13 protein-coding genes and 1 pseudogene are annotated in these 12126 nt (G+C 53.2%); 8 read left to right on the top strand and 6 right to left on the bottom strand.

The genetic code is table 11. From position 1 onward, the window contains the following. Nucleotides 1-254 precede the first annotated feature (254 nt). From G3436_RS05725 to G3436_RS05735, 4 genes are all read left to right on the top strand, one after another. A complete protein-coding gene (locus G3436_RS05725) occupies nucleotides 255-800 on the top strand; it encodes a hypothetical protein (protein ID WP_163942301.1) in 546 nt (181 codons plus the stop codon). Between the two features lie 201 nt (nucleotides 801-1001). Next, the gene (locus G3436_RS28745) at nucleotides 1002-1532 is read left to right on the top strand and encodes a VPA1267 family protein (protein ID WP_420801176.1); all 531 of its coding nucleotides are present in this window, start codon (nucleotides 1002-1004) and stop codon (nucleotides 1530-1532) included. Further along, nucleotides 1529-3886 carry an ATP-dependent DNA helicase gene (locus G3436_RS05730; protein WP_163942303.1) on the top strand — a complete coding sequence of 786 codons (2358 nt, stop codon included), beginning with the start codon at nucleotides 1529-1531 and terminating at the stop codon, nucleotides 3884-3886. Before G3436_RS28745 ends, G3436_RS05730 begins: the two co-directional genes overlap by 4 nt. Before the next feature lie 245 nt (nucleotides 3887-4131). Continuing rightward, nucleotides 4132-4821, top strand: coding sequence for a hypothetical protein (locus G3436_RS05735; protein WP_178116330.1), 690 nt, complete (start codon nucleotides 4132-4134; stop codon nucleotides 4819-4821). Nucleotides 4822-5039: 218 nt separating this feature from the next. On the opposite strand, the gene G3436_RS05740 is transcribed toward G3436_RS05735, so the two are convergent. The 3 genes and pseudogenes from G3436_RS05740 to G3436_RS05755 all read right to left on the bottom strand — a co-directional run. Next, nucleotides 5040-5321 (bottom strand): LysR family transcriptional regulator, encoded by a 282-nt coding sequence (locus G3436_RS05740; RefSeq protein WP_243667026.1) that lies wholly within the window; start codon nucleotides 5319-5321, stop codon nucleotides 5040-5042. Between the two features lie 117 nt (nucleotides 5322-5438). After that, on the bottom strand, nucleotides 5439-6344 hold the full coding sequence (locus G3436_RS05745) for a hypothetical protein (RefSeq protein ID WP_163942307.1): 906 nt from the start codon (nucleotides 6342-6344) through the stop codon (nucleotides 5439-5441). A 434-nt stretch (nucleotides 6345-6778) separates the two neighbouring features. Beyond that, nucleotides 6779-6946 (bottom strand): annotated as a pseudogene (locus G3436_RS05755) (IS66 family transposase); the annotation flags it as partial. Nucleotides 6947-7089: 143 nt separating this feature from the next. Between G3436_RS05755 and G3436_RS05760 the strand changes: the two are divergent. Continuing rightward, complete coding sequence (locus tag G3436_RS05760; protein WP_163942310.1) at nucleotides 7090-7446, top strand: antitoxin Xre/MbcA/ParS toxin-binding domain-containing protein; 357 nt, start codon at nucleotides 7090-7092, stop codon at nucleotides 7444-7446. 263 nt (nucleotides 7447-7709) lie between these two features. Here the strand turns inward: G3436_RS05760 and G3436_RS05765 are convergent, their stop codons facing one another. After that, complete coding sequence (locus G3436_RS05765; protein WP_163942313.1) at nucleotides 7710-8168, bottom strand: hypothetical protein; 459 nt, start codon at nucleotides 8166-8168, stop codon at nucleotides 7710-7712. A 114-nt stretch (nucleotides 8169-8282) separates the two neighbouring features. On the opposite strand from G3436_RS05765, the gene G3436_RS05770 reads away from it, so the two are divergent. Further along, nucleotides 8283-8669, top strand: coding sequence for a hypothetical protein (locus G3436_RS05770; RefSeq protein ID WP_163942316.1), 387 nt, complete (start codon nucleotides 8283-8285; stop codon nucleotides 8667-8669). Between the two features lie 222 nt (nucleotides 8670-8891). Here G3436_RS05770 and G3436_RS05775 read toward each other — a convergent pair whose 3' ends face one another. Together G3436_RS05775 and G3436_RS05780 are read right to left on the bottom strand one after the other, a co-directional pair. Continuing rightward, nucleotides 8892-9365, bottom strand: a complete 474-nt coding sequence (locus G3436_RS05775) for a hypothetical protein (protein WP_338001210.1) — start codon at nucleotides 9363-9365, stop codon at nucleotides 8892-8894. 233 nt (nucleotides 9366-9598) lie between these two features. After that, the gene (locus G3436_RS05780; protein WP_420801177.1) at nucleotides 9599-9913 is read right to left on the bottom strand and encodes a hypothetical protein; all 315 of its coding nucleotides are present in this window, start codon (nucleotides 9911-9913) and stop codon (nucleotides 9599-9601) included. A 316-nt stretch (nucleotides 9914-10229) separates the two neighbouring features. Between G3436_RS05780 and G3436_RS05785 the strand changes: the two genes are divergently transcribed. Continuing rightward, on the top strand, nucleotides 10230-10712 hold the full coding sequence (locus G3436_RS05785) for a helix-turn-helix domain-containing protein (RefSeq protein ID WP_243667027.1): 483 nt from the start codon (nucleotides 10230-10232) through the stop codon (nucleotides 10710-10712). Between the two features lie 311 nt (nucleotides 10713-11023). After that, nucleotides 11024-11860, top strand: coding sequence for an AbiJ-NTD4 domain-containing protein (locus G3436_RS05790; RefSeq protein WP_163942319.1), 837 nt, complete (start codon nucleotides 11024-11026; stop codon nucleotides 11858-11860). Nucleotides 11861-12126 lie beyond the last annotated feature (266 nt).

Consider the following 12126-nt stretch of genomic DNA (forward strand, 5'->3'; position numbering starts at 1 on the left):
TAGAAGCCTCTACCGGTGTTCTTAATCATGATAGCGTAAATCGAATGGCTGATCACATGAGCCTCAAGCCTGTTGCCCACTCGCGGCAAGAACCTGCGAAGTACGGTGAAGAGGAAGAGGAGTTATTCGGATGACCACAATTGATTCACAAGATGCATTGCTTATTAGGCTGCTTGAGGAGTCCCCTAACCCGCGTCAAAAAGACTCCCTTACCAAAGATGAAGAAGGCCGCTGACTATCTTGAGGCCCAGAGAATGAAAATTTCCGCTGGCGCGATCCAGCGGTATTGTATTGATCACGAATGGAGCGGGCCCAAAGCACAATCCATTAGAAATTCCAAGCTCTTGATCCACTACGTGAAATCCAGAGCCTCTGGTCAACGGCTCGAAGTAGTACGAAAGGACACAGTAAAAAAACCTCTGATTCCAGATGAGACAATAAGGGCCTATGTTCAACTTTTGGAAGATGAAAGAGACCAGGCCATATCTAGCCGCAGAAGAATAGAGAGAGGATTAAGAAATCTTCCAGGGATTCCGATTGATGAAATCATCAGATCTGGCTTTGGAGAGCCAAGCCCAGCTGGAGAGAAACAACTTCCTTCTTTCAGATTACCAAACATGGCAAGGGAAGCTCTAAATATTCTTTTTGATGAGGTCATTCTAGATAGTGTAGGCCTGCAGTTTCACAGGGATAGAGTTAGACAAAAAGTCACACTCAATATCTTATTACAAAAACATCACATTACCGCCCTTAGAGAGCTACTCCAATCTTCCCAAAGTGAGGTGGCACAGAAAGTGTAGCAATCCAACTATTTCGGAGCACAGACCTGATGACCCGATTTGCTACCAGCGTGGACATGGCTTTGAACCTTGTGCTAATGAACCCGTGCGCCATCCACTTTCAAATACACCTAACCCCCCAAGACTTTAACGATTTTAAAGTTACTATTCCGCGCCAAGATACCCGCGCGAGCAGCAGACTCTATCCCTGGGAGTCGCGCCATGGGAAGTAGAAGGCAAAACACCCAAGCTTTTGCCGAATGGGCTAGCAGCCGAACCAATGACGACTTTTCCAAGATGGTCTATCGCGGGTCGTTGCATAGGGAGGAGATAGCACTTGCATGCGGGTTTGCCAAATCAGTTTTGCGGCAAAATCCAGCAATCAAGGCACAGCTCCAAGCCTTAGAAGATCGGCTTCGCCGAGAATATGTATTGCCCAGCCTCAACGGCGACGTTGATAACGGATTCAAGGTTGAGGATCACTTCGAGAGATCTGAATCCAGGCTGGCAGTCGATGCCCTCAATCTCCGGCGCGACAACGACTGGGTTATATCCACCACCGACCATCAACAGGTCACAGTAAGCAAAGACTTAGGCCGATGCGGAAAGTCATCCAGCCTGGAATCGACTGTTCGCCGCCTCCAGTCAGAAAACGCCATCCTACGTGCTGAGGCTCAAGAACTCAGGCGACAGCTGGCAAAACTGTCGGCTCTCCAGGAAGCCCTGAGCACCACTGGGCGGCTACCACGATGAGTCAGCCGCAGACGGTACAGAGGCGCATTCGCGTATTGTCCATCCGGAGTGTGAATCCCCTCGGCCAGGGTGGTTACATCTTCTACGGTGTCGCCATCCGCTTCGATGGAACTGCCATCAACAATGAACATTTCGTGGTGTCCGTGCCGAACCGACTGCACATTACGACAGCCGTGGAGGTTGGCCAGTGGTGGGATGTAAGCGGGACGCCCAGCATCTACGTGCGCGAACACCATGGACTTAGAATCCAAGAACGCCAAATCGACGCAACCGACATCAAACTCGTCCTGCCGAATGGACGGCATGTCATTACCTTGCTAGCTCACGGCCAACGGTTCAGCGGCATCGGTATTTCTAAAGCCACTCGCCTATGGGAAACCTATGGTGAGGGTCTTTACGAGCTTTTGAATGAGGGTCGTGTTGATCTGATTGCATCCGTACAAGGCATCAGCGAAGCAGCTGCCAGTGCCCTTGTGAGCGGATGGAAGACCTACGGTGACTGCACCGTAATTCAACGACTTCACGCCTATGGAATCCCTCACTCCGTGGCAGAACATTCCATCAACCATTTTGAAGACAAGCTCGAAGATGCGCTGGCCGAAGACCCCTACCGCCTGCTTTCCTTTTCAGGATCGTGGCGTGGAGTCGACGCGTTCGCCCTAGGCCACTATCGACTGACTGCAGATGACCCACGTCGACTGATTGGGGCAGTTGAAGAAGCAATGTACCGGCTGCTCGATGAAGGTCATACCGCGCCGCCCCGACACGTCCTGCTGCGGCGCGTGGAATTGCTTCTGAGTACTGCAAATAACCCCCCCTCCTCGTCAGCAGCCATCGCCCTGACCGAAGCCCAGAAGCACGGGGTACTGGTGAAACTCCATGGTGACCAACAATTTCAGCAATTGGGCGCTTGGGTAATGGAATCCACTATCGCTCGCGCGATTACTGAGCGCCTGTCCAACCAATCGTCGGACTTGTTCACACCGATCTACCCTTCAAACAACAGTTCCCACAGCAGCATCTTGCCCAAAAGAACTGGCCAGTCCGATATGGATATTGAGCACTCTGGCCAATACATCCAGCTGACCGATGAGCAACATCACGCACTTCAAAGAATTACAAACCATCGCATTGCCCTGTTAAGCGGCGGTGCAGGCGTTGGCAAAACCACCTTGCTCAAAGCACTTTACCGACACTTCGACGAATCCGGCATCACTGTGCTCCAAGGAGCAATCGCGGGCCGCGCGGCTCAACGTATGAAGGAGGCCACACAACGCCCCGCTCGAACCCTGGCCAGCCTCCTCTACTCCAAAGACCTGCTGATGGCTGGTGGACAGACGATCGTGGTGATCGATGAGGCCAGCATGCTGGACGTCATCACGATGTACAGGCTGTGCCAGGCTCTCCCTCCGGATGCAAGGCTACTGTTGGTTGGGGATGCTGATCAACTCATGCCTGTGGGCCCTGGGCTGGTGTTCCATGAGTTAATTGATCATCCACGAATACCTCATGCTCGTTTGACACAAGTCATGCGTCATGGCAATGAAATCGCGACCTTCGCTCAAACGGTTAGACGAGGCATATGGCCGCAGGTCGGCCAGGATGAAAAGCGTCCTGTGGCATTTCTGAATGCTTCTGTAGAACAGGGGGAAGCTGTGTTGGCCAGTTCTCCTCAAACTCAACAAGCCGAGGGTTTGAGAGCTGTAGCTGAGAACATCGTCAGGCTCTACATGAAGGCTCCAGAGTCTACGCAAATCCTATGCTCACTTCGCAACGGCGTGTTAGGAGTTGGGTCGCTTAACCTGATGTGCCAAGCAGCTGCAAATGGTATCGCCCTACCTCTGCGCGTCTGGAGCGATGCCGAGGGTGGATTTATCTCAACAGGCCTCCGGCTAAATGACCCCATCGTGAGCAATAAAAATCACTGGGACATTGGGATACTGAACGGATCCTTGGGGCGAATCACACAGATTGAAGAGCCACCTACTCCGTTGCATGATGAGGAAGGCAATATTTGCGGCTTTGCCATTGCGTGGGTGAACTGGGATGACGGAGTACAACGCCCATTAACCGAAGATTTACTGCCATCATGTGATCTGGCTTATGCACTCACTATTCACAAGGCTCAGGGTTCGCAATGGCCCATCGTGATTGTGCCTGTGATTCCGAGCAGACTACTGGATCGAAGTTTGCTCTATACGGCAATCACGCGGGCCCAGAATCAAATATTGCTGTTAGGGGATGAGTTGGCTGCACGCCTGGCCGTGCAGCGTCCTCCCAAGTCAAAACATCGCCAAACAGCTCTAAACCTCCATCTGTCAGAACAGTTGGCTGAGGAACGCTGCCCGCTGTAACGCTGCATCCATCTTCAAGCAGCCCCCCCCCACCTGATAAGCCGACCCTGCGCACGCACAGGCAACCCGTTTCCCATGATGAATTGGTCACGAGATCCCCGTCGAGAGGAATCAGAAACGCTCACCATTTTGGTGAGTATTTTTTAACCACACCGAATGATCTATCGTGCCTATCAGGAAGGCTCGGCTGGCAGGCAAATCGTTCACCGGCCAGCATCTCGTACACTTACATGGGGATTGCCAGGATGAACTACTCCAGCGACCAATCGGCAGAAGCGACGGAATTGCTAAACACACTGGGTGTCCATGAAGTGTCCTCAGGGATCTGGGCGTTTACAGACGTGCACACCGCGAGCCACTGCTATGTGCATCACTCCCAAAAGCCCGTCGCCCTTGCCGCCTACGCCGCCGTTAACCCGACCTTCGCAGCCGGTCGTTTTCCCGGATACACCCTAATAGATCTGGTTGAAAAGATGCCTTGTCTGGACGGCACCGAGAATGCAGCCTTGGCGATGGTCTGCCGCATCCCCGCCCCGATATTTGAGTCAGCCGCACACCGGGGGGAAAAATTCGGGTCGGTAGCTTGGGACATTGTAAGGAAGTACCAATTGGATGCCTGCTTCACAAAAGCCCGCCCTTACGGAAGCGAAGGCAGCCACTACACCATGCGCCCTTGCGGCTACGACTATGACCGCTCAGAGCCTCTTCCTGAGGCGTTAAAGGCAATGCGCAGTTCGTATCGAAAGATGACTAACGTACAGCGTGTGATGGTTCTGACTCTGCTGCACCTCTACTCCCAAGGAACGGACGACTTTTACTTGAAGGGAGGCTGCCCCACCAAGATTTCGGCAGCTGAAGCGCTCCGACTGCTCCGGGCAGATGGAGATGCGCTGAAGCTGTGGGGATATCTCGTTACGCATTACGCCGGCTGGTGATGCCAATTCCATGCCTGGTGAGTAAAGTGACAATCGCCCAGGGCTTGAGCCCGAGAAAATACAAAATCGCATGTGCTCTCCAAATTTCTGATCTGCTGATATTCAAATTAGGCTCATCCATAACCTCGCAAGTGCGCGGTCTCATTAGCGGCGAGGATTGGGAGGCTGCGCAGGGAGGTCGTAACGGATGCTAGCGCCTTGCATTGATATGATTGCGATCAGAGCTTCTCGATGGCCCCAAATGCCATCTGAACTTGGACGAGCATTGGCATCACGACAGCGATTTGTGAAGCCTTGGGAGTTGGCCTGAAGCCTGGACGCAAGAAAAGTGGATCGCTGAATCTGACCCGCAGCTTAGCTAATGTGTTGCTCACGGCTGGCTGACCCAGCCCCAGCTTCTTGGCAGCTTTACTGACGCCGCGCTCGTGGTACACGACAACGAATACCAGCATTTCCCTGCAATCGACGTTGGCGAACCGCCCACAATCCAGCTCCATCATTGCCCAATACCGCGTGTGAAAAGGCTCTAGCACTATATGGGAAAGCTGAAGGCTGCGTTTTGCTGCTCACGCCAGCCTCTAGGTTCACTGCGCCACCCGTCGAATGCCGCATCAGTCCTATTCGTCTGCAATAGGCTGCTTGGGCAAACCGTTCATGAAAGCCGAAATATCTTCGATTACCCGTGTCAGTCTTTCGGTGTCATGCATGAGATTGCGGACGATTCGCATCGCCAGTTCTCCCGAGTCCAGCATTTCGTTGATTCGTCGCCGGGTACCCGTAAGCGGTCTATCTGCCCGGGCCATTGCAACAGAAAGCTCTTTGTTAAGTTTGTTGCGTGAAAGCTCCGGTTGGATCTTGGCGGACAACATAGGAGATTTGGAGAGTAGGAGAGCCGATGCCAGGGCGGGCGTTATGTGGTCGTACTCCGAGAAAGATTGAATTTTTAAATTGTGTCCGCTGACTAAGATTTTTCCTCGATCCTGCAGAAGGCTGCGGTAAATTTCTTCAGTTTCGTCCTGCACAACCCCGGCTGGTATCGTTGAAGGGTAGCCATAGTAAAACGAAAACGGCAGCTTGTTGTCTGCGCGCACCAAATTGACTGCTGCCATGGAATGGCAGGCGGCAACGATTGCTGTCAGTTGCCCTTGAGTACGTTTTGTGATGGCCTGAAAACATTCCAGCAGCGAGCTCCAAGAGACCCATTCACCGCTAGGCATCTGTAGTCCCCTGCGCTCATCCCCGTGACCATCGATGATCAGGATCGGAGAGATCCCAATGTTGCACACATCATTAATCTCATTGAATGCTGCGCCAAATTCAGCGGCGCTTTTTGCCTCAAAGAGATGTGCGAAATTTCGGTTGTATTCAAACCGATCAGGGTTGAGTTCAAGGAGCAGGTCATGAAGGCCTTGCAAGCGTGATCGACCTGTTTGGAGATCTCCTGCACCGAGACAACCGATTGTGAGGATAGCGTTCGCGGGCGAATGAGCACTTCGCCTCAACGTAAAGAGTTTTTTCTCCATGTGGTTCCTTGTTAGCAATAGTCTGCAACGAGCTTACAGGGGTCGCGGTAGGGATGGCAGTCACCTGCCGCCCCCCCGCACAGATCCGTACGTGCGGAATTACCGCATACGGCTCCTGCCTCGGTACCCGCTGGAGAAGACCTTCCTCGTAATCCCGCCACGACATGCCGTCCACGCCTACCGCTGCATCGCGGCGCAGGGCATAGAAACTCTGCACCAATAACTGCGGTGTGATGTGGTGCAGCAAAGCCGTGAACTGCATGCCCTTGTTCCTTCGGGCTGCTTCACGTACACCTTCAAGTCCCATCGACGCGCAACTGATCCGGCTCAGTGTCCGGGGCGCGGGAGGCTTGTTGGTGTTTCCCTTGGCTACGTCCCTTTCCTCCATTATCTCTGCAGGGCCAAGCCCTTTGTTCGATGGCTTCTCAGGTACTACGGACGTACATATATGGATCGTTTCCGTTCATGCGCGCCGACTGGATCAAACTCATAATCGCTGCCGCTCGTTTGCCACTGCGCAGATACTCGTAAAATAACCAATTGGAGCGCCCAAGCGCCCATGGCCTGATCGTGTTTTCGACCGGGTTATTGTCCATGCATAACGCATCAAGTCGGTCAGCGAGCGTTGCAACGCTTGCGCTGAGAGCTAGCTGACGACCTATTTTTTGGATATGGCCCGCCCCCAAAGGGCTGGGACATTTAGAATGTTCTAAGGCCCCTGATGCTTCCCTCTGGAGGAAATGAAATGCTTATTGAGTTGGATTTGAACAACAATGACGCGGAGGCGCTGTTGCGTCACTGCAAGGAGTACCAGCCGAGCCAAGGAGACTTTCGTGAAAACGCTCGCCTCGGAGAGGCCCTAGAAACCCTTGCTGCCGCCATCGAATACGCCATGACCTTAACGCCTAGAAGTCGTGATTCGTCGGGTACGATTGATCCTCAGCTCCTCGATGCAGCAGTCAGTTTGTTCGGCGACGAGGCCTTGGCAATCAGATGGCTATCAAAACCGCTGCGAACCCTAGGCAATAAACGTCCGATCGATATTCATGTTGAGGAAGCCTTGGATCTGATCCGTCGGTTGGAGCACGGGTTGGGCGCTTGAAGACCTATCAGGCAAGACTGATCCAGCAGGCTCGACAATCTTGGCTCTGGAAGGGATAAAGCGCCAAGACAGCAATATCACCTTGGCCGATCTGGGAGAATGTCGTTCGACACTTTGATGACCATGATCCCCAGTCGAAGACTTGAGAAGCAAGGAGACAGTCGCGGCCTAAAGCTGACAGCCTGGGATGAAACTGGCCAGCCTTACCTGAATCATCCAGGAACGCTGCCGCAGTCCTGAACAATCTGTCGCAGGCACAACGGCTACTTGGATCGCTTCGACGCGATAAGGGAACGGAACGCTTCCTCGCTCGTAAAGCCTTCGCGCAACCTAGCAACCAAAAATGCCGCATCTGATTCCGCCGGATCAAAATATTCTCTCGCGTGCCGGACGATGGCAAACCATAGTTCAAGGGGAAGAGCTGTTTCATGGTCATTCCTGCACCGAAAGCTCGGACGCTGCAACAGCGCGGGCTCCCGCTCTACCAGTTCATCAGCCAGCCGCTGCAGGACTAAAAAAGGAACATCACTCATCCCAATCAACGAAGGATGTATAAAGCGACTGATCGATTGAATCGCGCACTCGGGATCAACGGTGTGCAAGCGCAATAACAGCGAAACCTCAGCCTCAAATGCCACAGTCCCAATCGCTGCAGCCAAACGTTCGACAACTTCGAGCTCAGCGAGGTTACGACGCTCTAGCCCAATTACGTGCTTCTCCATAGCCATCGGCTCCCCGAATTGGTGATTCATCCGACCTGCAAGCTGTTTAACGCTGGCCAGAGCGTGGGATAATACGCGCTCCAGTCCCCCTAGACGGACTCACATGGAATCGTTATGAACGAAATTTGGCTGCGAGAACGGGAACGACGGGAGGCGATTTGGCAGCTCGCTGAGAAGCAGCCAGGAGATCAAAGCGCTTCGGCGATTTTAGAACGACTTGACGACCTCGAAAGGCTAGATCGCGAGCACCCTCTAATTAAATGCCAGCTCGGTTTCGAGCAGCTTGCAGAACTACCAAGGGAGGCGCATCCCGTCGGATGCTGGATCGTTCGGGATAGAGAAATCCCAGAGCCTTGGAAGTCCCGTTTCGCGCTTGCGCTGGGCCCCGCAGCTAGAGTTTCGGAAGGGTTTTACTTGCAGGATTGGATTGATTTCTTAGACGCCTGGCAGCGCGAAATCGAGCATCTGGAGCAGCACCGCCTTGCTCTTGATGGCGAATGAGACCTGGCCTGGTGAACGATTTCGCGTGGTGGATTGCTCTGGTGCCCGCTGACCCACCACTTCGCTTGAGCACCCACCGCCACCGTCGTGCTCCTGCTCTCATCCGCGTGGGAGCCCCTGATACTTAATACACGTACAACCAGTGTCCATCTTGCGCGGATCCCACCAACCACATTCGTGTCCCTCTGCCTATCCAAGCGGCTATTACAGCAGCACGACTAGCTATCGAACAACAATTCCGTGTTGTGCAAAGTCGTTCAAAATCCGCTTGCGGCTTAACATCCCGGGAAGTTTGAACATATTTCTATAACCATGCCAAAGACCGAAAGGGATGATGATGAGCCCTAACCCGAATGTCGCGGTGGCCACAATAATTGCAGCTGGAATTGATGCAATTGAAAACACAATACCCTTCAGCACGGTCGACCTTGCGATCATACGGATGTCTTCTAAATCGTACTCAACCTTCCCACCTCTCCCTTCAAAAGCCAGGACAACGATGGATTTTTTTGAGATCCTTTTAAAATACCAAGTTCGGGGTACATCGGTAGTCATCGCCCCATGATTCTTGAGATATTTCGGAACAACTACTTCTGCAAAATAAAAAGTATTGCCCTGAGGATCTTCTAGCCTCACCCTTGTGTAAAGGGTATCCAGATCGCTTAATGCTTTCACATCAAAGTTCTTGATTGTCACCGTAATCTTTCAAGATCAGCCATATTTCATCCTTAAAGGCATTAGTTTTTTACACACGTGCATGTATTAACTGCCAGGTGCCCGATGACGGCAAGGCACATGCGCACGCGTTACAGTAGACATAGATGTGGTGTAACTTAGCCAGATATGAACTTCTCGTTAGCCCCGAAGCCTCTGACTGATCAGGCATCGAGGTAGTAGATGAGCTCACGCGCTGCAGGGGCTTGAGGGCATCATGTGTCTTGTTCGCTCGTGATCACGTAGTGATCTCCGCCGGCGCTACGCATCAATTTGAAACCCATTTTGACGTCAACGCACCTCACAACAGGTGTGGCAACCGTCATTCCATTTTCCGACACCCCCGACCCGTCGCTGTATACGAGCGCTACGTAACACTCCCCCAGCTTCGCTGCGTTGGAAAGGTATGCGTCGATGTGTACTGGCCAGTCGATACCTTGTGCCATGACGACTTCTGAAGGCAAACCGTGTCCTGGATTCTGGCGGTTTTCATAGCCCTGAAAATCCCGCGCCCGCGCCTGATTAGACATCTACTTAATTCCTGAAAATTGATAGAAATCGGCCCATAGATACCGATCTGCGCTCCTTCTCCGAGTGACAGCCAGATCAAGACAGTAGGTGAAGTGCGATTTAGCCAATAATTGAACGGCTTCGTTTCACATGCCAAGCGTCCTCCGACCTGGCCACCGGAGCGGTCAGTGCCCTTCACTCAATTCGCTTGCTACCTGCGCAGTTCTGGCTAAATCAGGGCCACCACACACCCAGATCGTACAGTTTTATACCTCATATCATGTGTAACTGTACACGCCAACGTGGCTACATCCTCGTTTTTCCGAGGACATCGCCTTGTTGAAGCCGGCGCTGGCAGCAGTCATCAGATCACTTAGGGAGAATCAGGGCCTCTCTCAAGAGAGCTTGGCTTGCGCAGCATCACGCACTTATCTCAGCCGGATCGAGAACGCCGAAAGCAGCCCGACGGTTGAGAAATTTTTCGAGATCTCCGAGGCGCTGGGCTTGAGCCCAGTATCCCTCCTCGCCTTGGTTCTCTCGACGCGAGACGACACCACGGTCGACGCCGTCCTCTCCCAGGCAATCGAAGAGTTGAAAGCGCTCGAAGCCCGCATCAGTGCAGACGATATCAAGATGCATCTTTCCGGAGCAGGTGTTTCGAAACGGCCTGCCGCGCGACCGGGAGACATCGCCAAGTTGCGGCAAGTGCTTGAGTGCAAAGAAGCCGGTCTGAGTAAGGCCGAAACAGCGCGGCGGCTAGATTTGAGCCGCTCTACTGTCGGATTCTTGTGGGGAAGGACATTGCCTGCGCAAGACTGAACTAGGTTGAACTGCGAGCAATTCCACAGCCGTAGCAAACACAGAAGCTTCTTGCTGGCGACTTGGCAGGTGGGGAAGCTCACTCCTCCTCGCTCTAGGTATTGAGTCGCTCTTACTACATCGAGGGCAGCGACCCATCACTTTCACTCACCGGAAGGCCATGACAACGGACGACTCACCATGGGACGTGCGCAATCCAGCGCTCCGTAGGCCTTGACGGCGCTGGGTGGCTGGCAATCTCTCTTGCACATTGCTACCCATGCTCACGCTCAGGCAAGATCGTAGAGGCAGATTGCATAGGGAGAATCGCAATGCGGGAACCTTTTTCCAAGCGCCACGGGTACGCCGGTATTCAAGAAGCCGAAATCACCGTCCGAGAAGATGCTCCGGAGGAGCTGCGCGCCTATCTAATCCCGCTCTGCTATGAGTGCGGGTTAGGCCCTAAAGCCCTCCGAGAAATAGTGTGCCAAGCTTTGAGAAAGCAACCCGATCGTAACAACTGGACTGAATATCCCAATGTTGCGAATGAAGTGGAAGACCTGCTTCTCGAATGCAAATGGTTTAAAGTATACGACATCATCGAGCGCGTCCTAGACAACCTTGGTAATCATAACTATCGCTACGAGAACTACGAGCACTTCCAGAACGAGCTCAATGAATACTTCGTAGAAAATGGGATTGGTTGGAAACTGGCCGACGGTCAGCTGGAGATGCGCGGGCCAGAATCCTTCGAGACTGTTCTCAGCAACGCTCGACAAACCGCCGAAGCGTTTGGCCATCCGACAGCTGCAAATGAACTTCATCAAGCGATTTCCGACCTATCACGCCGACCCGCCCCAGACCCCACGGGAGCAATTCAGCACGCCATTGCGTCGCTTGAATGTGTGGCGAGAAAAATTACAGGCGATGAGAAAGCGAATCTAGGCGATATCCTCAAGAAACACACATCATTGATTCCGCAGCCGCTTGACCAGGCAGTGTCGAGAGCTTGGGGATACGCATCGGAGCACGGCAGACATCTGCGTGAGGGGCGTGTACCGTCGTTTGAAGAGGCCGAGCTTTTGGTCGGCATTTCCGCCGCCGTCAGCAACTACATCATCAAGAAGGCTCAGCCTAACTCGGCTGACGAGACGGGTACTTTTATCTAAGCCCAGTTTAATGCTCGCTGCGAAAGAGTAGATATCGCACTACCGGTCACGCCACAGCCTGTGCAGCTCACAGGGTGTGGCGTGGACGGCAAAGCAGGAGTTCCGACTCTGCCAACCAGCCCCAGCCAAATTCGGCTGCCTTCCCCAGACATCCTCTACTGATCACCACTGTTCCGGTCGAAATTCGGCTCATGGTCGGCGATTCGTGTTGCCGCTCCGACGCGACCGGCAATCCAGCATCTCGGAGGTTGTAAACCTACTTTTCG

Origin of the sequence: Pseudomonas brassicae (assembly GCF_010671725.1) — a bacterium.
Taxonomy (GTDB): Bacteria; Pseudomonadota; Gammaproteobacteria; order Pseudomonadales; family Pseudomonadaceae; genus Aquipseudomonas; species Aquipseudomonas brassicae.